19 protein-coding genes are annotated in these 19,769 nt (G+C 47.8%); 5 read left to right on the top strand and 14 right to left on the bottom strand.

Annotated features, from left to right (window positions below):
• Both ACO0LF_RS10640 and ACO0LF_RS10635 read right to left on the bottom strand, forming a co-directional pair.
• The coding region (locus ACO0LF_RS10640) for a hypothetical protein (RefSeq protein ID WP_423014074.1) at positions 1-2,172 on the bottom strand (2,172 nt) is incomplete at its 3' end.
• Positions 2,173-2,515: 343 nt separating this feature from the next.
• Positions 2,516-3,475, bottom strand: coding sequence for a hypothetical protein (locus ACO0LF_RS10635; protein WP_423014073.1), 960 nt, complete (start codon positions 3,473-3,475; stop codon positions 2,516-2,518).
• A gap of 109 nt (positions 3,476-3,584) precedes the next feature.
• Between ACO0LF_RS10635 and ACO0LF_RS10630 the strand changes: the two genes are divergently transcribed.
• Complete coding sequence (locus ACO0LF_RS10630; protein WP_423014072.1) at positions 3,585-4,247, top strand: NBR1-Ig-like domain-containing protein; 663 nt, start codon at positions 3,585-3,587, stop codon at positions 4,245-4,247.
• 199 nt (positions 4,248-4,446) lie between these two features.
• On the opposite strand, the gene ACO0LF_RS10625 is transcribed toward ACO0LF_RS10630, so the two are convergent.
• The 11 genes from ACO0LF_RS10625 to ACO0LF_RS10575 all read right to left on the bottom strand — a co-directional run bounded on the left by ACO0LF_RS10625 (position 4,447) and on the right by ACO0LF_RS10575 (position 16,331).
• A complete protein-coding gene (locus tag ACO0LF_RS10625) occupies positions 4,447-6,603 on the bottom strand; it encodes a peptidase domain-containing ABC transporter (protein WP_423014071.1) in 2,157 nt (718 codons plus the stop codon).
• 23 nt (positions 6,604-6,626) lie between these two features.
• Complete coding sequence (locus tag ACO0LF_RS10620) at positions 6,627-7,907, bottom strand: HlyD family secretion protein (RefSeq protein WP_423014070.1); 1,281 nt, start codon at positions 7,905-7,907, stop codon at positions 6,627-6,629.
• Positions 7,908-8,433: 526 nt separating this feature from the next.
• Positions 8,434-9,540: a hypothetical protein gene (locus tag ACO0LF_RS10615; RefSeq protein WP_423014069.1), complete on the bottom strand. Its 1,107-nt coding sequence runs from the start codon at positions 9,538-9,540 to the stop codon at positions 8,434-8,436.
• 101 nt (positions 9,541-9,641) lie between these two features.
• Positions 9,642-9,800 carry a hypothetical protein gene (locus ACO0LF_RS10610; protein WP_423014068.1) on the bottom strand — a complete coding sequence of 53 codons (159 nt, stop codon included), beginning with the start codon at positions 9,798-9,800 and terminating at the stop codon, positions 9,642-9,644.
• Between the two features lie 97 nt (positions 9,801-9,897).
• On the bottom strand, positions 9,898-10,062 hold the full coding sequence (locus ACO0LF_RS10605; protein WP_423014067.1) for a hypothetical protein: 165 nt from the start codon (positions 10,060-10,062) through the stop codon (positions 9,898-9,900).
• A gap of 322 nt (positions 10,063-10,384) precedes the next feature.
• Positions 10,385-11,029, bottom strand: a complete 645-nt coding sequence (locus tag ACO0LF_RS10600; protein ID WP_423014066.1) for a response regulator — start codon at positions 11,027-11,029, stop codon at positions 10,385-10,387.
• 331 nt (positions 11,030-11,360) lie between these two features.
• On the bottom strand, positions 11,361-11,663 hold the full coding sequence (locus tag ACO0LF_RS10595) for a hypothetical protein (RefSeq protein ID WP_423014065.1): 303 nt from the start codon (positions 11,661-11,663) through the stop codon (positions 11,361-11,363).
• 50 nt (positions 11,664-11,713) lie between these two features.
• The gene (locus ACO0LF_RS10590) at positions 11,714-12,538 is read right to left on the bottom strand and encodes a symmetrical bis(5'-nucleosyl)-tetraphosphatase (RefSeq protein WP_423014064.1); all 825 of its coding nucleotides are present in this window, start codon (positions 12,536-12,538) and stop codon (positions 11,714-11,716) included.
• 7 nt (positions 12,539-12,545) lie between these two features.
• Positions 12,546-13,652, bottom strand: coding sequence for a ferrochelatase (gene hemH, locus ACO0LF_RS10585; protein WP_423014063.1), 1,107 nt, complete (start codon positions 13,650-13,652; stop codon positions 12,546-12,548).
• A gap of 12 nt (positions 13,653-13,664) precedes the next feature.
• Positions 13,665-15,311: a DNA repair protein RecN gene (gene recN, locus ACO0LF_RS10580; protein WP_423014062.1), complete on the bottom strand. Its 1,647-nt coding sequence runs from the start codon at positions 15,309-15,311 to the stop codon at positions 13,665-13,667.
• 126 nt (positions 15,312-15,437) lie between these two features.
• The gene (locus tag ACO0LF_RS10575) at positions 15,438-16,331 is read right to left on the bottom strand and encodes an NAD kinase (protein ID WP_423014223.1); all 894 of its coding nucleotides are present in this window, start codon (positions 16,329-16,331) and stop codon (positions 15,438-15,440) included.
• 75 nt (positions 16,332-16,406) lie between these two features.
• Here ACO0LF_RS10575 and ACO0LF_RS10570 point away from each other — a divergent pair, with 75 nt between their 5' ends.
• Genes ACO0LF_RS10570 through ACO0LF_RS10560 form a run of 3 tightly spaced genes read left to right on the top strand, consistent with a single transcriptional unit; the run spans position 16,407 to position 18,599 of the window.
• Complete coding sequence (locus ACO0LF_RS10570; protein WP_423014061.1) at positions 16,407-17,093, top strand: HAD family hydrolase; 687 nt, start codon at positions 16,407-16,409, stop codon at positions 17,091-17,093.
• A gap of 44 nt (positions 17,094-17,137) precedes the next feature.
• Positions 17,138-18,157, top strand: coding sequence for a heat-inducible transcriptional repressor HrcA (hrcA, locus tag ACO0LF_RS10565; protein ID WP_423014060.1), 1,020 nt, complete (start codon positions 17,138-17,140; stop codon positions 18,155-18,157).
• Between the two features lie 58 nt (positions 18,158-18,215).
• A complete protein-coding gene (locus ACO0LF_RS10560) occupies positions 18,216-18,599 on the top strand; it encodes a response regulator (protein WP_423014059.1) in 384 nt (127 codons plus the stop codon).
• A 96-nt stretch (positions 18,600-18,695) separates the two neighbouring features.
• Here ACO0LF_RS10560 and fur read toward each other — a convergent pair whose 3' ends face one another.
• The gene (gene fur, locus ACO0LF_RS10555) at positions 18,696-19,124 is read right to left on the bottom strand and encodes a ferric iron uptake transcriptional regulator (protein ID WP_423014058.1); all 429 of its coding nucleotides are present in this window, start codon (positions 19,122-19,124) and stop codon (positions 18,696-18,698) included.
• 111 nt (positions 19,125-19,235) lie between these two features.
• On the opposite strand from fur, the gene ACO0LF_RS10550 reads away from it, so the two are divergent.
• Positions 19,236-19,766: an outer membrane protein assembly factor BamE gene (locus tag ACO0LF_RS10550; protein ID WP_423014057.1), complete on the top strand. Its 531-nt coding sequence runs from the start codon at positions 19,236-19,238 to the stop codon at positions 19,764-19,766.
• The last annotated feature ends 3 nt before the right edge of the window (positions 19,767-19,769 follow it).

Genomic DNA, 19,769 nt, shown 5'->3' with positions numbered 1-19,769 from the left:
AGAGGCGGATGTACCGGCATGTATGCGCAGCATGCCGACACTGGAACCACTGACAGAGAAGCTGCCATTGATCGCCTGGCCTATACCACTCTGACTGGCGCTCAGGCTACTGACCGTGATGGGGCTGGCTGTAGACTGATAGCTGGCGGCACAAGTTGCAGATGTACCTCCGTTACTGCCAGTGCAAGACCAATTCCAGGGGCCAGTTCCGAGTACGGTACTCGAAGTACCAGCAGTGCACAGGTTGGCAATTGGTGTAGATGAGAAACTAGCATTACTTGAGCTTCCACAGATGCCATTTTCGGGCTGTGAGGTTTGAGAGTTTTTGACTTGCCAGTCCCACAGGATTTGTCCATCCAAATTAGTGGCTTTTTTTGATGCAAAACTGCCTGAAGCCTTAGAAACCGTGGATAGCGCAGAGCACGTAAACCTTGCTTTTGTACCCGCATCTACGGCGCTCCAATTTAGTTGTGGTTTGGTAGCACATAATCCTTGGCTGGTAATTGACAGCTCCAAGTCGTCGGGCAAATTCTTGCCACTCACTTCCCAGTTGTAAACACTTCCATTCTTGCTCACACTGCTGGTTTGTATTGTAGGAACGGGGAAGCACATTGAGTTTCCACTGTAAGTGAACCAAAGCGGAAAGCCCAGGACATCATGTTGGCCTATAGCTGCCCGTTCATTTTCACTTGGGGCATGGAGTTCGTAGGTAAGCCGTCCATTGAGCTTGTCATCTATCTTGGGCCAGCCAGTTTTTACTTCTCCACCTATACCTAAGCGCAAGTTGGCTACCAAGCCCGCGCCAACACTTGTTGTCATGCAGGTCTGCCCCTGCCATTGCCACGCCTGTCCAACATCGGATAGTACGTTGGCAATTTGGGCGTCAACATTTAAGTTTGCTTGCGTTCCAGCATCCAATGCCAAATTCAAAAAACGCACTCCTCCCAAAAATGCATCTGTGTCGAGAGAAATACCTAAATTTGCTTGTGCTTTGAGTTGTCCCTGTATAAAAGGTACTTCTAACAGATTTTTATCTGCAGTCTTTTTGAAAAATTTAAATACTTGTACCAACTCGCCGCCTTTGGGCTGCTGGGCACCGAGTTCAAATCCAGCATTGATACGAGAGCCAAATCCTCCTTCAAAAGTAATTTCCCCTTTTAAATTGAGGTAGACCCAGACTATGACGCCACCTGCTGCTGCGGCTCTTAGTGGTGTTTGTGTCTGCCCTGGTACAATTGGGCAAGTAACTGTGGGTGCACATGGCAGGCTGAAAACCAGACCCGCAAGGGGAATCTTTCCGATTTTATCTTTACTTTCCAATCCCAATAATTTGCCTGAGACCCCAAGTAACTTCATACTTTCAACTTCTACTTCTTGCCATGCACGACTGTAGTATCCAAATTCACCCGATAAGCCACCGACCAGTTTTACCTCACCGCTAATGGATCCTTTCAGTTTGTAGTCAAGTGAGCTAAGCGCGTAGGGCACTCCAAGTACGTTTTCAAACTCAGCTTTTTGTGTAAGCGTCAAATCATTGATTTTGATATTGATGACTACCTTTGCATCACCAGATTTGCCATAAGGCTTGTATTTGGATGCTTCTGATTCGTCCAGTAAATTCATCAACTTTACTTCTTTTTCCAGTTTGATTTCACCCAATGCCAAGTCAGGTTGGCTGATGTCCAAGCCTGCTTGTATACCGGTGGGCTTGCTAGTCGTAAGGCTCAATGCGCCATCGAATGCGCTCACTCCATTAGTTTGGCGTAACAAACCTGCTTGAATAGGTGTCGGTGTACTGCTACCTCCACTGATGGCCTTAGGAGCAATGGCGCCTACAAAATTTTCTGCAGACAAGGGAATATCACTACCCTGCACACTGAGTTTGCTGTACGCATCGCGCAGTGTGGCCGGAGTAACTTCAGCAGTTACTTTCCCAGTGATAGCGTCGCTCGTTTTTTTCCCTATTACTGCCGCAAAACCCAATGGAAACTGCTTGCTTTGCCCTGCAGGGACAACGACGGTTTCGCCTGTTTGTACAGATAGGTTCGTTGCCACATCTGTAGGTAGGGTGACGATGGATTGGGTGCTGCCATTGTCGCCCGTGGTAGTCGCCACAGTCAGCGTACCGGATTGTGTCGAATTAAGTACCTTCGTGGTGTTCGATCCAGTCATGGACGTTGTGGCACTTTGTGTGTTTGTAGTAGTACTTGTAGTAGTGCTTGTCGTCGTGCCGGTAGTTGAAGGTCCACTTGTATTTGATATCGGCGTACTTCCTCCGCCTCCACCACCACCTCCGCAAGCCGTCACTAAAGCCAGAGTGAAGACCGACAAGCTCAAGCACCGACAGTGAAAATGCAATAATGATAACGTAATGAGCAGTTTTTCTCGCAGCTGTTTCATAGCGTATTCCAATTTAATTTGATTTCTAAAGTAGTCGTTTCCGGGTTGAGGTAAATTTACACACTCAGCATTTCTGTTTTTTGCAAAGTCTTTGGTTTGTCTGGTAGTGAATAAACTAAAAATGTCTTTGAACGCCGACCATCCAGTTGCTAAGGCTTTGTTGATTATTTGGTGCTTGTAGCTGGTTGACTGTGGCGCTTGCAGAGTGCTGGTAGCGCGATCTGGTGTAGCTTGCCATCAGGTGCCAATATTTGAAGGATGCAATACTCGTAACAGCATCGATATCTTGGCTGACTGTGAATTGCCATTCTGCGTATGAGCCACCAGGCTGTGTGGCGATAAAATTGAAAGCGGGTACGCTAACCTTAGCTGACTGACTTTTGCCTTGCAGTGTTTGCACTTCCAGCACGGTGCCGTACAGAGGTTGCCATTGCAACATAACACCTGCCGCAGCAGTGGTGTAGTCGTAGGTTTCGCTGTATTGCACCAGATCGCGTTGCCAGTGATGCTGGCTGTAATGTAATAAGGGAGTGAGTTGCCATTGTTCCGGTATAAGGACCAATGTGCTGTTGTTTAGAGCGTAGCCTATGCTTGCGCCGTACTGGGTGGCTGAGTTACCGCTCAGTGCGCTATAAGGCGTGTTGATGGCACCCGTTTGCAAGTAGCCGTTGTAATTGGTGCTGCCTTGTCGGCGTGAATTCTGCAGATGTAAGAACCATCCTTTTTCAAACTGCCAGCGCAAAGCTGTATTTATAATTTTTTGATTTCCAGTTTCGGTATCAAGGATGTTTCCGCCGCGATCTTGTTCTTGATAATGCTGACTATGAATACCAGTACTGACTTCGATATAACGATTCTGGTTCAACCATGAGACTGGCAGCGTGGGTCCAGAGAGCTGAGCAAGTGAGACACCAGGAATCAGTAAGAGCGTGGCAAATGTGGAGATATATAAAGAACGGTCATCTTTTCCCTTTCTTATACCTGGAGGACGACTCAAGGTTTTTATCAAAGTCCTATGGACGCTCACATCCGATTTAATCATTGCTAAGCTTGCTTGTTTATTTGCGGCAATCATTGATCGGCATCCTTTATTAAATTATTTTTTTGGTAATCTTTTGCTTAATTTTCAAGAATATCCTATCATCACAATTGTCATATCTGTAAGACAGTCAGATGAAAATTCTATGAATTCCACTATCCATCCTATTCGCAAGGCAATTGATCAGGCATGCAAGCAGCATAAGATTACGCACACATATTTATGCGCGCGCGCAGATATATCTCGAGAAACGCTTTACCGTGTTTTGCGAGGGGAAGTTGAGCGTGCTACCGTCACGACCATCTATAAAATCGCAAGGGCAGCTAAAATTGCGCCAATCAGTTTATTGCGACTGGTTTACGATGACATCGATTTGGGACCTGGTATTTTTGTCCAAACAAAATATTCAGGCGATATACCTTCATTCATTAATGACGAGACTTTTCCGGATGGGTCTACTGTTTACGTTAATGCTCGTTTTACGAAAATATGGAATTTTCAAAATACAGGATCCGTACCATGGATAAATCGACGTCTAAAACGCGTGGATGAAGAACTTGCTTTGTGTAGAAGAAATAGTGCCGGTCAATACGAGCCTGTGGCCAAATCTTATCTTGAGTCGGAATCTAACGAGGTTCTCATTGCAGATACCCTACCTGGAATGACCGTAGCAATCGCAGTTAATTTCCGAGCGCCAAATCTGCCATGTGATGTGATATCAACCTGGAAAATGATAGATGCAGAAGGTAACTTGTGTTTTCCAGAATATTCTGGTGCCTGGGTAAAAATAAGTGTCGTGGCGATTTAATACGAACAATTCAAAAAGGCGAGATCAAGGCAATTAGCTACAAAGAATCGCGCCTCGTTTCCAAGAAGGTGACGTTGTTCTCAGGACAAGTCTTAGGTTTATCCTTGCAAGATAGCGAACGCTTGATTCACCTTCTCTTTGCGAAAACTCGAGTTTCAACTACATTCGCGCACATCCTATTTGCACGATGATGATTACTTTACACTTGCTCAGAGTGTAGGACTGGTTCCCGGTGTATTTGATTGACATCATTCGTCACCATCTTGCCAACTGCCAGGCTGATGACTCTGTCAGCGGTTGCCAGGGTTTCCTGCCTGTGCGCTACGATGACCCTGGTGATCTGCAGTTGACCAACTGCATTGTTGACTCGTCTTTCATTGAACACGTCGAGATGGCTGGTCGCCTCGTCGAGAAAGAGTATGCGTGGTCGCTTATAAAATGCCCGGGCCAGCAGGATGCGCTGTTTTTGTCCGCCTGAGAGTATTGTTCCCATATCGCCCACCAGTGAGCTATAACGCATGGGCATGGCATTGATTTCTTCTGCCACGGCAGCCATTCTGGCGCATTCTTCTATCCAGTCCTGATCAGGATTGGCATCAAAAAAGCAGATATTGTCGGCCACTGAACCGGCAAATAAAACATCGTCCTGCATGACTACCCCCACCATCTGGCGCAAGCCTTCTATGCCCAGACGCTTGATGCTGACACCGTCTATCAGGACATCTCCTTCACTCAACGGGAGTACACCAAGCAAGACATTGAGCAAGGTGGATTTCCCGCAACCGCTGGAACCTCTGATGGCAACTGACTCGCCTGATTCGATCTTGAAATTGATGTCATCCAGAACATAGGGCTCGTGTTCAGAATAGCGAAAACGCAAACCTGTGACTTCCAGGGTAGGTGCTTTGGTAGCATGCTCATTCTGTATGATTTGCTGTGAGAAAGCTTCAGGTTCAGACATCACGATGTCGCCCACTCGTTCAGTCTGCACTTGCAGCATCTTGAACTCATATGTTTTATCTATCAAAGAACTCACCCGGGTATCAAACAAAGTCTTGAAGGCGATAAAGGCGGTGAGTACGCCAACAGTGAATTGACCATCCAATACCATCTTGGCTCCCAGACCGATGATGAGGATATTTTCTGTGCCAAATAACAGACCATTCGTCAACTTGAAAAAAATTTGTATTTTTTGTGTGCGTAGATCGGCATTGATCTGGTCTACCAGGAGCGACAACCAACTGACTCTCCTCATGTCCTGGCGCTGAAATAATTTGACTGTCTTAACTCCGCGCACTGTTTCAAGGAAGTGTGAGCTTTGTTTGGCGGCATGTATGATTTGCTCTTCTGTTGCGGTTTTCAATGGTTGATACCAGGCCCAGCGACTGAGTGCATATAGCAGCGTTGTGACCACAGCGATCATTCCCAGTACGGGGCTGTATAAAAACATCATGACCACGGTGAATAAAGCCATTAAGCCATCCAGTATGGCTTCGACAAATGAGGTAGTTAAAGTGTGTTGAATGACATCAACAGAAGAGAAGCGGGAAACCACATCACCGATATGCCGTTTTTCGAAATATTGAACTGGCAAGCGCAGCAGATGGGCAAACACATTGGCGCGCCATTGCAGGTTCAGCGTGGTACTCATGTACATGATGACCCATGAGCGCACCGCCATCGTGACTTGTTGCAATATCATGACCAGCCAAAAGCCAAGGGCCAGCGTCAGGAGCAAGTCGGGATCTGCAGACAACACCACCTTGTCTATGACCCATTGCAGGAAGAATGGCCCGATGATGGAAAAAACTTCCAGCGTCAAGGCCAGCAAGAGTATTTGTGTCAATGAACGCGTCAGCCCGCGTACCGTGCCAAATAACTGTTGCAGTGATATCTTTTGTTGCTGGTGTAAGCGTGGCTGGAAATCGCGACCAGGCCAGATTTCCAGTACGACACCAGTAAAAGAGGTTGAAACCTCATTGAGAGACAACTTTCTTATTCCCATCGCCGGGTCATATATGGTCGCTATACCAGATTTGACGGAATGCAAGACAACGAAGTGATTGAAGTTCCAGTGCAGTATGCAGGGCAGGTTCAAGCTCTCCAGGCCTTCAAGTTCAACTTTCAGCGGCCGTGACTGCAAGCCTATGGCTTGTGCCGTTTGTATCAGTTGCGGCAGTGTTGCCCCTTTCAATGAGATAGGAAAATCATGTCTCAGTGTAGCCAGGTCGGTACGATAACCATGATAGCCTGCGATCATTCCCAGACAGGCCAGGCCACATTCAGTCAGCTCGGTTTGCAAAAGCAAGGGCAATTTTTTGCCAAGGCCAAAAGACAGCGCGTTTAAAAAATTCATCGTCATAAGCTTGTACTGTAACCTTAGATTTTGCTGGTAATGCTAAAGAGCGGGGAGAGTACCCATTCATACAGCTTTCTTTTCTCTTGCATGATGTCTGCATCCAATGCCATGCCGGACTGCAAATTTTGTGGTACGCCATGCACCAGCAAATCTTGCTTTTCCAGGTCTACCGTCAACTTGTACAAACCCTCGTTACTGGTGTTGCTGGTATTACTCGTGGTGAGCGTCACGCTTTGCATGGCTGAGATATCTGCCAGTGGAGAGGCAGTACGGGATACCGTCTTCAAATGCCCGATCGCTTGCCCGAATTGCTGATAGGGATAAGCCTGGTAACGCAGCAATACTTTGTCGCCAGGTTTGATAAAACCTATGGCACGGCTGGGCGCGTATAAATGCGCCTGCATTTTTGCAGCGGCAGGCACTATGCTCAAGAGCGGGCGACTGGCATCGACCAGTTGCCCCGTACCTTCCATGACCTGGGTCACAATGCCGCTTTCCGGGGCAGTGATCAGCAAACGGCGTTTGGCTTCACTTTCGCTGAGCTCCTGGGTTGCCGTAGTAATGGAGCGTTCCATCTGGGACAGCACACTTTGTTGTTGTATGGGTAAATTGTTGAAGGCTGCTTCCTGGTTATTCAATTCACGGCTGACATTGATATATTCTCTTTCCAAAGTCTGCAGTTTATTTTTTTGATCCAGCAATTCAGTTTGCTTTTGTAGTAATTGCTCGTTAGAGATGAAATGCTGCTTCTGTAAATTATCAAATCGTTTGTAGGTATTGTCTGCAATGACAAGACGTTCACGTTGGCCTTGCAGCTGATTGTCAAGATTCAGCAATTCTTTTTTGACCGATGCCAGCTTTGCCTGCATGGCGCGCTTTTCTTCGGTGTGCAATACGCGTGTCTTGTTGAGTTCATCATGCAGGGATTGCCGGCGCAATTCGACTTGCTGGCTGATGGCTGCCTGTGTTTCACCGAGCGTGCTGCTTTGTCTTTCGCTGGACAAGATAAATAGCACGTCCCCCTGCTTGACTGCTTGCCCTTCATGGACTTTCTTTTCTATGATGATGCCAGCTTGCTGAGGAAAAACCTTGACCACACCGAGATCCGGCACCAGATAACCGCTCACGCTGACCCTGCTGGTATAACTCGCAAAACAAAAAAACAGGATAACGATGATGGCAAATGCAGCCAGGCCAATAGTGAGTAAAGTAAACGTGAGAGGGCGTATCAGTAAAATATCACCAAGCATTTTTTGCTGGCGCGATTGCAAGGCCTCGGTTCGGAAAAGGGATTGACGCATTTTTACTTTATTGGATGAAAGTGTCTGATTTATTGGCCAATCGGCTCGCATGAGAATAGAGCGTGGAGTCCGATGTAGCTATTGAGTTACAGGTAGCTCATGGCAGGTAATGAGCAAATTGCAGATTCATGATCTGCGGGATTGAACTTATCTTCGTTGATATGCGTATCAATCTGTCATGGTTCAGATTTGAATTCATAAGGAAACTTCCTGCCTGTCCTGAAATGACAAGTGCCTCCTTGCCAAATCAGGAGGCAAAGGCTGGTAATGTTGCTCCCGCACCCAATACTTCTGCAATATCTTCAAGAGTCATTTCAATTTTGCAGTGATGCTCACGCCAGCCTCCAGAGTTATGCAAATTATGTACATGCCTGCTATGTTTTACATCATTGAATTTACTTTATCGTATTTACTTTCCTATGACACCCTGTACTAAAGTATGAGACGGTTAAATATCCCTATCTCGTGAGCACAGTTTTTTATGGAATTTTCCCTACGTGGCCATGCTTGAATAATTTTCTTTTTTCTATTCAGTTAATTCCTGCCGTAATATCTGATGGTCTTCAGAGGCGATGTAGTCCTTGAAACAAGGCCAGTCCCCGCTAGCCTTATAGCCGCCTGCCGTGGCAAAGAACTGGCAAACGGCAGAGAGTATCGGTAGCTCAGGGTTTTGTGCTTCCAGGAATAAAAATTGCCCTTGTTCATTGATTTCAAGAAAAATTTCCTGACCATGCTCGTCTACAATCAAATCTATACTGCCGAAGCGTAATCCCATGAGCTTCATAAAATGATGTATGCGCGATGTGCTTGCTGCACTCAAGGTGTAAGGCGTCATTTGTATCAAGCCATGGTCGTTGTCCATACGCCAGTCTGTGCGCGAATGAGCATGCACTTGTGAATCAAGTTTAACGGCGATGAGATCATCTCCAAGAACCAGAACGCGCAATTCGTATTGTTTTTTTATATGGTTTTGATAGATGGCCGGGCAGAGTTGTATAGCCGCATCGTTTTGTAATTGATGCAGACGTATAACTGTTGTTGGTAATATGCGTGAAACCAGATAAGTTTTCCATTCTTTGGGAAAGAATGATTTCACGATGATTTCACCGCCATGTTTGATGCAAAATTCTCTCACAGCTTGCGGGTCATTTCCTACCAGCGTATCTGGTACGGCAAATCCGGCAGCATAAGCTTTTTGTAGTTGCAAGGACTTGCTTTTCGCCTTGCTTAAGCAAGCATAGGAATTGATCCAGACAGCATCGTTTTTTGTCAGCATGTATTCGAGGGCATGATAAGCACCAGGAAGAAAGCCAGCCATTTCTTCTTTTACATTGACTTCATCTTCAGGGTGCACAGTACTGTAATCATAAAATTTTGCACTAACGACTGCGCGTCGTGACCAAACCAGTTTGACTTCGTCGATTGATAGGGCTTGGCGTGAGCTCGCAGGCGTCGAAAAAAATATGCCAGGATTTGCTGGCGTGGAAAAATGATTGGGCTGGTAAGAAAAACTTCCAGAAGAAGGCAAGGGAGTCAGATCCAGTATCTGGCTGGGGATTTCTTTTTTTTTCAATGCCCAGGCTACGCAACGTGCATGGAAGTCCTGGTGTTTTCCTATGATTAAGACGCTCATATTCTGTATTTCTATCAATTCAAATGATTGCCGAAAAACTGAAACTAAAAAGCCCCGTAATAATATTGCGGGGCTTAGAGAATTAAATCAGACTGAATAAATTATTCAGCTTGATCCAAGACACTTGTTCTGCCTATGCGTGTCAGATATGGGCCGCTGTGGCCACCGGAGACTTGCTCCAGTTCTTCGACGGACAATTCTGTGGCAACTTCAAAACCCAGTACACGTGCTTTTTCTTCAGTATTAACTACAGTGTTCATTTGTGACTCCTCATTTTCAAAGTGGATTTAATTTACATCTTTGTTCAGTTCCCTGAACGGTACAACAACAATACCTGGCAAGTATTTTTTACTTGCCTTAATCTGGTTCATCCATCACAGGATCTTGTCCGCGTATGTAGGTCATATATGGTTTTTCGAAACCGCCAGAAATACCACCACCAGAAATATTTTTTATTTCTTCCGCATTTAATTCAACTGCAACTTGAAAGCCAAGTACGCGAGATTTTTCTATTGTTTTCACATTGTCTCCAAACGATGTTTTGCAGAGTATTGTTGAGCGCAATGCAGTCTGCATGCCTGCACATGCAATGAATATAGGTGAAATTTATTTTTTAATCACTACGTACGAAAGTACAGGTAAGCATCTTGGGATGCAGAGAGGATTTTGTTTTAAGATGGACGTGGAAGGTGGCGCTGGCCTGAAGTTTTTTTGACCTGACGAGAGCTGATATTTTTTTATTGTCCGGCAGAAAATACTAGAAATTGTGGAGAATATTTTAGAATAATGTCGTATGCATTTTCAATAAAATATTTTTTCGGATGCGATTGCAGGGCGGAAAATACTAAAAATACTGGGTGAAGGCTTTCGCAATCCCTAATTGTCGTGCTACCAGTATGGCTTGCGTTCTGTTATTCACTTTCAAGGCGCGAAAGATGAGGGACATATGCATTTTTACCGTTGTTTCGGCTAGCCCCAGACGCAAGCAAATTTCTTTGTTCGACAAACCCTGATCCAGCAGCGTGACGATTTCTTGCTGGCGTGGCGTCAGGGAAAATTCGACGTTTTCCCCTGCATTGTGGCGACCGCTGGTTGTGATCCAGCCTTCCTGTATGGGATTGTTGTTGAGCACATTGGAGATGACTTCAAAGATCGCTTCGTTTGACAGGGCTTTTGACAGTGCGACCTTGGCGCCTGCATGTAGCGCCGACATGATAGCGCGCCTGTCTTCAGATGCCGAGATCACCACGACAGTAGTCTCTGGCCAACGATGTTTGATGGTATGGATAGCCTCGACACCTTTTAAACCGGGTAACCCCAAATCGATTAAGACAATTTTTATGTCGTTGATGTCAGCCGTAATTTTTAAGGCTTCTTCTACTGAACTTGAGGAAATGATGTGAGTTCGTTCAAGTATACTCAACAAGAAATTGCATAAGGCATCTCGATAAATAGGATGATCTTCGATAATTAATGCTGAACTGGTCATGAGAATTGATATGGGTGGATGCAGCAAGAAAATAGTGCAGGGAAATGAGAGGTCACCGTAGTAACGGCTTTGAATTGTAAATCTATTTAGCTGAAATAAACGGACGCTGCTTCGACTAAATTGCTAGCGATTTGTTCAATTCGACTTGCAGGTGGAGGAGAGTTTTTTAAAGAAAAAAGTTAAAACCCATGAATGTCATGAGTTTTAAAATCCGGCAAGAAATAGTGAGGAAATGTCAGGATGCGCAGCGAGTTTTTGCTGGCGTGATGGATCGAAAGAAAGAGCTAGAATCCTATTGATAGGATGCAATAAATCCACTTATTTGTTAGCTTTATTCATTCGTATTTTTGAAGTACATCATTACCAGAATATACAAGGGTATGGCGATTAAAGATAAGGATTGAGCCCCCAAAACCTTGTCGTCTTTCTCCACGCACAAAATGGAAATATTTGAACACAAAAAGGTAAAAAAAACGGCTCCGATGGCAGTGACAATAAATGCCAATAAAACAGAAGTTAATCCGAAAAAGAAGATGAGGCGCCAACCGCTGCCATCTTTGGTTGAGCGGCCAACGAATACTGAAATTACTACTGCCGATAAGATCAATATGCTTTCGTACAGAAATATGCTCATGTTTAATTTAATCAGCGTGAGTTGAGGGAAGAACCGCACCCATCATGCTTCTAGCCCGGCTTTTGCTGTTGAGGACAATCTACCTGCACAACTTCTCTATCGTTCAAGGCAACGGCAGTCAGCTTGCCACCCCAGACGCAGCCGGTATCGAGGCTGATCAGGTTCTCGCGCAAGATCAATCCCAGAGTCGACCAGTGGCCAAATACGGTGCATACCTTGGCACTGGCATGTGGCAGATCAAACCATGGTGCAAAGCCCTTGGGCGCGTTGCCCAGGCCATCCTTGCTGTCAAAGTCCATGATGCCATCTGCAGTGCAAAAACGCATGCGCGTCAGGGCATTGATGATGCAACGTGACCTGTCATAGCCTTGCAAATCATCTTGCCATTGCACGGGAGTATTGCCATACATATGCTGCAATAAATCCACCCAGTTGTCGCCACGTAGCTGGGCTTCCACTTCGTGCGCCAGCTTCATGGTTTTTTTTGCAGACCATTGCGGGAAGATTCCTGCATGCACCAGCAAATGCTGGTCCTGAAAAATCGCCAGAGGCCTGTGCCTTAACCACTGCGTTAGTTCTTCACGGTCTGGTGCCTGCAGGATATCGTCCAGCGTGTCGCTGCGATGTGCTTTGCGTATGCTCTGGGCGACGGCCAGCAAATGCAGGTCGTGGTTGCCGAGTACGGATTCTGCCCGGCCAGCGATTTGCAAATCACGTATCAGACGCAGGCTGGCTAGCGACTTGGGGCCGCGATTGACCAGATCACCTGCAAATAGATAATGTGCATGTGGTTCGGTCTGCTCGATTTTACTGAGCAGGCTTTGCAACTGGTCAGCACAGCCTTGGATATCGCCGATGAAATATGTCTTTGCCATGACAGCCTCAGGGTTCTCCACCCAGGCGTTTGGCTTCTGCGCGGCTGATCAGAGCTTGTTGCTTTTGCTGTTCGCGTACACTGGCGGTAATCATGGTAGGCCAGCCTATCAAATGTTGTTCGGCAATTTCAGCCAGGCCACGCATCCAGGCGGGTGATTCATTCAGGCAGGGAATGTAATTGAATTCCTTGCCACCGGCCTTAAGGAAATCTGTCTTTACTTCGATGGCGATTTCTTCCAAAGTTTCCAGACAGTCAGCAATAAAGCCGGGGCATATCACATCGACGCGCTTGACACCTTCTTTAGCCAGTTTGACGACCGTTGGTGCCGTGTAGGGTTGTAGCCATTCGGCGCGGCCGAGGCGCGACTGGAAGGTAACCACATATTCCTCTTTGCTGAGCCCAAGTTTTTCTGCCAGCAGGCGGGCGGTTTTATAGCATTCGCAATGATAGGCATCACCCCGCAGCAAGAAAGCTTTAGGCAGGCCATGAAAGCTCATGACTAGTTTGTCTGGCCTGCCATGGCTTTGCCAATGATCCATGACTGAGGCTTTCAAGGCCAGTATATAGCCCTCATGATCATGATAATTCTTGACGAAGCGCAGCTCAGGCATATTCCTGACTTGCTGGTAATGCTGGGCGACGGCATCAAAATTCGATGCTGTCGTGGTGGCAGAGTATTGCGGATAGGCAGGCAAAATCAATATGCGCTCATAGCCTTCCTGCTTGAGTTTTTGCAAGACCGCAGGGATGGAAGGCGCACCATAACGCATGGCATAGGCAACATGCACTTCATGCCCGCGTTCACCCAGATAACCTTTCAGCAGGGCGGCCTGTTTTTGCGTATGTATCTTCAGCGGGGAACCATCCTTGGTCCAGATCGAAGCATATTTTTTTGCCGACTGGCCTGAGCGGAAAGGCAGGATGATGCCATGCAGGAGCAGCCACCAGAGCGGGCGCGGCACTTCCACCACGCGCCTGTCCCATAAAAATTGCTTGAGATAGCGACGCACAGCCGATGTCGTTGGTGCATCAGGCGTGCCGAGGTTGATGAGTACGACGGCAGTCCTGGCGATCTTGCCGTGTGAGTATTCAGGTTCTTTGAGGAAGCGCATAGGGATATTTTCTTAAGATGCCAATAGTTCTCTGGCGTGTTTACGCGTAGTCGCGGTGATTTCTATGCCACCCAGCATACGGGCGATTTCTTCTACTCTTTGTTTATTATCGAGTGCTTCTATCTGTGACACGGTTTTGCCATTCTGGCTGGCTTTGCTGACCTGGAAGTGCTGGTTAGCCTGGCTGGCGACTTGCGGTAGATGAGTAACGCACAAGACTTGCCTGTCCTGACCCAGGCGCTTCAGTAAACGACCGACCACTTCCGCCACGCCACCACCTATGCCACTGTCTACCTCATCAAAAATCAGGGTAGGGGTAGCAGTGGCGCAAGACGTGATGACAGAGATCGCCAGCGAAATACGCGCCAGTTCACCGCCTGAGGCTACCTTGGCCAGCGGTCTTGCCTGCACCCCGGCATGACCGGCGACCAGGAATTCCACTTGCTCCAAACCATAGACTGCTGGTTCAACCGGATTCAATGCGACCGAGAAGCTGCCACCGCCCATGCTGAGGTCTTGCATGGCAGTAGTGACGGCCTGGCCCAGATCCAGGGCCACTTGTTGCCTGGTCTTGCTGAGTTTTTGCGCGAGTTGCAAATAAGACTGTCTGGCTTTTTCTTCCTGCGCTTTCAGGGCATCCATGTCAGTCGCATTCGATAGCTGAGCCAGTTGCGCAGACAGCGTGGCGAATTCTTCATGCAGCTTTTCTGGTGCAACATGAAATCGTCTTGCCGTGGTGTGGATGGCTTCAACGCGGTTTTCCACGACGCGCAAGCGCGCCGGGTCCAGCTCGGTGCGGCTCAGGTAATCATTGAGTGCATAAGTGGTTTCCTGCAAATTGATGCAGGCAGATTCCAGCGCGTCGGTGACGGGTTTTAGCGCGCCATCATAATCCAGCAGTTTCAAGAGCTTTTGCTGTATCGTCGTCAGTTGCGACAAGACTGGATGTTCGGATTCAGAAATCAGTGCCGCAGCTTCTTGCCCACCTTCCAGCAGGCTGGCAGCGTGGGCGAGACGAGTATGTTCCTGGCTGATGCTTTCCCATTCACCGGGTTTGATCTGCAGTTTGTCCAGTTCGCCGACTTGCCACTCCAGGCGCTCACGTTCTTGCAAGACGCTCTTGGCATTGGTTTCAAATTCTTCGCGTTGTTTGCTGATATTGCGCCAGGCGCGGTAACGCAAGCCGACTTCGGCAACTTGTTCCTGCAAGCCGCCCTGCATATCCAGCAAATCGCGTTGTGCCTCGGTTTTCAACAAAGACTGATGTGCATGTTGACCATGGATATCGACCAGCATATCGCCTATCTCGCGCAATTGCCCTGCGGTGGCTGTGATGCCATTGATCCAGGCCTTGGAGCGACCGGCATTGTCTATGGTACGGCGCAAGATCAGCGGTTGATCCTGGTCAAAGAACTCATGTTCCTTCAGCCAGTTAGCAAGTATCTCATTGACGGCAAACTCTGCACTGATGTCCGTTTTACTGGCTGACTCTCTCACCATGCTGGCATCGCCACGGCCACCCAGGGCCAGGGTCAGGGCATCAATCAGTATGGATTTACCGGCACCGGTTTCACCGGTCAGTACACTGAAGCCAGAAGAAAATTCAAGTTCCAGCGTATCAACAATGACAAAATCTCGTATGGCAAGCGTGCGCAACATAATGGGCAGACATGAAGGAATTTGTTAAGAAAACGGTGCCGGACAGTATCAGCCAGCTTAGCGAAATCGCTATTCTAGCAACAGCCTGTGACTTCTGTGTTCGTAAGAGTGGGCAAAAACTAAAGCTTAATTCAGCGCACCCTCTACCGATGGATATTCATTCCAGTGCAATTTCTCACGCAGGGTGTTGTAATAATTCCAGCCGGGAGGATGCAGGAAGGTCACTGTATGAGCAGAACGGTTGACGATAATCCTGTCCTGATGCTGCAGGCTGGCAAAATTCTGCATGTCAAAATTCAGGCTGATATCACGCCCGGCCACGATGGTGATGACGATTTCGCTACTGTCTGGCAATACGATGGGACGGTTTGACAAAGCATGCGGGGCAATCGGCACCATCGCAATGCCTGACAGGCTGGGGTGTAGCAAGGGGCCACCGGCAGAAAGGGCATAGGCAGTGGAGCCTGTCGGCGTCGAAACGATAAGACCGTCCGAGCGCTGGTTATACATGAAGTGGCCATCCACCTCGACGCGCAATTCCACCATGCCTGAACCGGCACCGCGCGAGACCACGATGTCATTGAAAGCCACACCGCTGAAAATCTGGTTGCCATCACGCGTGACGATGGCTTGCAAGAGGCTGCGCCGCTCGGACACATATTTGCCATCCAGCATTTCGGTGATGACGGGTATCATGCGGTCGAGCGCAATATCGGTGATAAACCCCAGGCGACCCTGGTTGATACCTATCAGGGGAACATTATAGGGGGCCAGTTGCCGCGCTATCCCCAGCATGGTGCCGTCACCACCTAGCACAATGGCAGCATCGGCCAGCTTGCCTATCTCGGGCACGGGCATACTGCTGAAACGCTCGAGTTGCAAGTATTGCGCCGTGTCGGACTCTATGACGACATGATGTCCTGCATCGGCGAGAAAGTGGGCCAGTTCGGTAATCGAGTCTGCAATGCCTGCAGCATTTTGTTTGCCAACAAGTGCGATGGTTTTAGCCTGAACTGTCATAAACAAGGGTGAGGTGACATGATGCCTCAGATTAGAACATAATTAGGGCAAGAATGAATGGAATGAGTGCTCGTTATGACAATTAAAGCAGTTTTACTGGATCTGGATGATACTTTGTGGCCGGTTGCGCCAGTGATACGCCATGCTGAAGCAGTTTTACAGCAGTGGATGCATGAACATGCGCCTGTCGTTGCCCAAAATTACAATGTGGACAAACTACGTGAGCGCCGTAACTTGCTGGTCGCCAGTGATCCACGTTTTCAATATGATTTGTGGGCCTTGCGTCATACCTTGCTGAGCCAGGTGTTTGATGAACATGGTCTCGCCGCCGAAAAAGCGGACCAGGCCATGGCGATATTCGCCGATGCCAGAAACAAAGTGGATTTGTATGAGGACGTCAAGCCAGCTCTGCAGGTGTTGCAAGAGAAGTTGCTATTGGGGACGGTGTCAAATGGCTTTGCCGATTTGCAGGCCATAGGCCTGGCCCATCATTTCAAGGTGTCTATCGCTGCCTTTCGCTTTGGTTGTGCCAAGCCTGACCCCAGGATATTTTTGGCGGCTTGCCAGGAACTGGGCCTGCCACCTGCCGAGGTCCTGTATGTAGGCGATGATTTATTACTAGACGTGCAAGGTGCGCAACAGGCAGGTTTAAAAGCTGGCTGGATGAACCGGCAGGGTTTAAAAATCGAAGATGAGCGCCATCTGCATATCAAGCCGGATGCAGAATTTGCCAATCTGCATGATCTGACCCTATGGCTATGAATTTTTTCATGTTCATGTCAGTCATGAACGCATAAAATGAAACCATGCAACTAGATATCCGCGCACAAACTTTATTAAAAGCCCTGGTCGAGCGTTATATCGCTGACGGCCAGCCTGTGGGTTCCCGTGCCTTGTCCAAAATATCCGGCCTGGAATTGTCGCCAGCGACGATACGTAATGTCATGGCAGACCTGGAGGAAATGGGCTTTGTGGCCAGCCCGCATACTTCTGCAGGTCGTATCCCTACGCCCCGAGGTTATCGCGTATTTGTCGATAAATTGCTTACTGTGCAAGAGATCAGTGAAGTAGGGCTGGAATCGCGCCTTCAATCAGGCATGGCATCACAGCCACCGCAAAAACTGATCGCCAATGCGGCCCAGATTTTGTCTTCGCTGTCACAATTTGCCGGTGTCGTCATGACGCCACGCACCGAATCGATTTTCCAGCAGGTAGAATTCTTGCGTCTGTCGGAAAAACGTATCTTGCTGGTAGTTGTGGCCCCTGGCGGTGAAGTGCATAACCGACTGTTATTGACCGATGTGGATTACAACCCTGGTCAACTGGTGCAGGCTGCTAACTATCTGAACCAGAATTTCGGTGGCCTCAGTTTCACTGATGCACGCACCCGTATCAATAGTGAATTGCGGCAATTGCAAAATGATATGACCAGGCTCATGCAAGCTGCGGTGGAAGCAGGTGGCAATGCCATGGATGAGGATAATGACGAAGTCGTCATCTCGGGCGAGCGCAATTTATTGAATGTGCAGGATTTGTCGTCCAATATGGGCTCTTTACGCAAATTGTTCGATATGTTTGAGCAAAAAAGCAGCCTCATGCAATTGCTGGATGTCTCCAGCAAGGCGACTGGGGTGCAAATCTTCATAGGCGGAGACTCGCAGCTGGTGCCCATGGAAGAAATGAGCATAGTCACCGCACCCTATGATATCAATGGCAAGATCGTTGGTACCCTGGGTGTCATAGGACCGACCCGCATGGCGTATGAAAGAGTCATTCCCATTGTAGACATTACGGCAAAATTATTATCTAATGCATTAAGTCAATAAGACAGGTTTTGAACTGGCGAAGCAGGTAATCAGGCATTGATACGAATACAGGATTGCTATGGAAAAGAAAAACGCAAAAATTTTATTGATTGATGACAATGACGTCACACGCGAGGTGCTCAGGGTCATATTGCGCAGCGAGGGATATAACGTTGTCGGTGAAGCCACTGACGGCGGCACAGGCCTGGAATTGGCAGTGAAACTCAGACCTGATCTGATCATGCTGGACATCGTCATGCCTAAAATCAGCGGCACTGAAATTTTACCGCGTATCAGGGAATTGCTGCCGGAATCGCGGGTATTGATGGTGACGGCCAATAAAGACCAGGAAACCATTACAGAAGTTGTTAAAAATGGCATACATGGCTATATCCTGAAACCATTCAATGCCCAGAAAATCATTGATACTGTGGCGGGGGTGATTGCCAAGATCAATAAATAAGCAGGCGTACAAGCTACGCGCAAAGTGCGCGCAGTGTATACGCTTGCCAGGTTTGTCGAGGCTGATTAAGCCTGATAGAGCGTGAAAGAGGCGAGTTCAGGTTTTATGCTCGCAATTTGGCTTGGTGCAATTGCCATAAATCGCCAGCGCATGCTCGGCGATCTTGAAGCCACGATCCAGGGCCACAGTTTGCTGGCGCTGTTCTATCTCTTCATCAAAAAATTCTTCTACCCGGCCACAGTCGAGGCAAACCAGATGGTCATGGTGTGAGCCTTCATTGAGCTCGAAAATCGCCTTGCCAGTCTCGAAATGATTACGGTGTAACAGGCCAGCCTGCTCAAACTGGGTCAATACCCGGTACACAGTTGCCAGGCCGACATCCATATTTTCATTGAGCAGGATCTTATACACATCTTCTGCTGTCAGATGACGAACCCGGCTGTTCTGGAAGATTTCCAGGATTTTCAGACGGGGCAGAGTGGCTTTCAGACCGCTGGCCTTGAGGTTGGGGGTGCTGTTTGTCATGTTTTCGATCAAAAAATTGCTATCTGCTTTATGATATCGGGTTTTAGGGCTTGTTGCTCAATTAAGAGGTTATCTATGCAACTGTTGTTTTCAAAAGTAACACGGAAGAAGATGAGCCGCGTAGCGGGCCTGGTTTTGCTGGCGTCTTTGGCTGGATGTACATCACCACTGGGTATATTGTCATCCGCTGACAAGACATCAGTATATGCAACTTCTGGCACACCGAGTGGTACAGATGGTGCGCAAGTGGTACAGCCTACTGGTTTCGCCAAGGTATTGGCATTTATTTCGCCTTACCGTGTTTCTATACAGCAAGGTAACTTCGTTTCCCAGGAAATGCTTGCTCAATTAAAAGAAGGCATGACACGCGAACAAGTGCGTTTCTTGCTGGGTACAGCTTTGTTGACAGATATGTTCCATGAAGATCGCTGGGATTATCCTTTCCGCCTGACCAAACCCAATGGTGAACGTATTACCAGCCGGGTATCGGTGTACTTTACCAACGGTACAGTAGCCAGGTTCGAAGGCGGTAACTTGCCGAATGAAAAAGAATATCTTGCCCGCATCACAGAATCTGCTCTGGGCCTGAATCGTGTGCAATCGGTAGTGGAAACCGATGCGCCCAAGAAAAAAGAGAAATAAATC

Origin of the sequence: Undibacterium sp. Di27W (assembly GCF_049340345.1) — a bacterium.
In the GTDB taxonomy this organism is placed as follows: Bacteria; Pseudomonadota; Gammaproteobacteria; order Burkholderiales; family Burkholderiaceae_D; genus Undibacterium.
Note: the sequence above shows the minus strand (reverse complement) of the source record. Positions and strands in the feature narration are given on the sequence as shown.

Excerpts from the sequence above, each read along its gene's own strand:
- hrcA (WP_423014060.1), top strand. The coding sequence starts at position 17,138 with ATGCAACTAGATATCCGCGCACAAACTTTATTAAAAGCCCTGGTCGAG.
- ACO0LF_RS10625 (WP_423014071.1), bottom strand. The coding sequence starts at position 6,603 with ATGAATTTTTTAAACGCGCTGTCTTTTGGCCTTGGCAAAAAATTGCCC.
- ACO0LF_RS10600 (WP_423014066.1), bottom strand. The coding sequence starts at position 11,029 with ATGACCAGTTCAGCATTAATTATCGAAGATCATCCTATTTATCGAGAT.
- ACO0LF_RS10630 (WP_423014072.1), top strand. The coding sequence starts at position 3,585 with ATGAATTCCACTATCCATCCTATTCGCAAGGCAATTGATCAGGCATGC.
- ACO0LF_RS10620 (WP_423014070.1), bottom strand. The coding sequence starts at position 7,907 with ATGCGTCAATCCCTTTTCCGAACCGAGGCCTTGCAATCGCGCCAGCAA.
- recN (WP_423014062.1), bottom strand. The coding sequence starts at position 15,311 with ATGTTGCGCACGCTTGCCATACGAGATTTTGTCATTGTTGATACGCTG.
- ACO0LF_RS10610 (WP_423014068.1), bottom strand. The coding sequence starts at position 9,800 with ATGAACACTGTAGTTAATACTGAAGAAAAAGCACGTGTACTGGGTTTT.
- ACO0LF_RS10590 (WP_423014064.1), bottom strand. The coding sequence starts at position 12,538 with ATGGCAAAGACATATTTCATCGGCGATATCCAAGGCTGTGCTGACCAG.
- ACO0LF_RS10595 (WP_423014065.1), bottom strand. The coding sequence starts at position 11,663 with ATGAGCATATTTCTGTACGAAAGCATATTGATCTTATCGGCAGTAGTA.
- ACO0LF_RS10560 (WP_423014059.1), top strand. The coding sequence starts at position 18,216 with ATGGAAAAGAAAAACGCAAAAATTTTATTGATTGATGACAATGACGTC.
- ACO0LF_RS10635 (WP_423014073.1), bottom strand. The coding sequence starts at position 3,475 with ATGATTGCCGCAAATAAACAAGCAAGCTTAGCAATGATTAAATCGGAT.
- fur (WP_423014058.1), bottom strand. The coding sequence starts at position 19,124 with ATGACAAACAGCACCCCCAACCTCAAGGCCAGCGGTCTGAAAGCCACT.
- ACO0LF_RS10550 (WP_423014057.1), top strand. The coding sequence starts at position 19,236 with ATGAGCCGCGTAGCGGGCCTGGTTTTGCTGGCGTCTTTGGCTGGATGT.
- hemH (WP_423014063.1), bottom strand. The coding sequence starts at position 13,652 with ATGCGCTTCCTCAAAGAACCTGAATACTCACACGGCAAGATCGCCAGG.
- ACO0LF_RS10570 (WP_423014061.1), top strand. The coding sequence starts at position 16,407 with ATGACAATTAAAGCAGTTTTACTGGATCTGGATGATACTTTGTGGCCG.
- ACO0LF_RS10615 (WP_423014069.1), bottom strand. The coding sequence starts at position 9,540 with ATGAGCGTCTTAATCATAGGAAAACACCAGGACTTCCATGCACGTTGC.
- ACO0LF_RS10575 (WP_423014223.1), bottom strand. The coding sequence starts at position 16,331 with ATGACAGTTCAGGCTAAAACCATCGCACTTGTTGGCAAACAAAATGCT.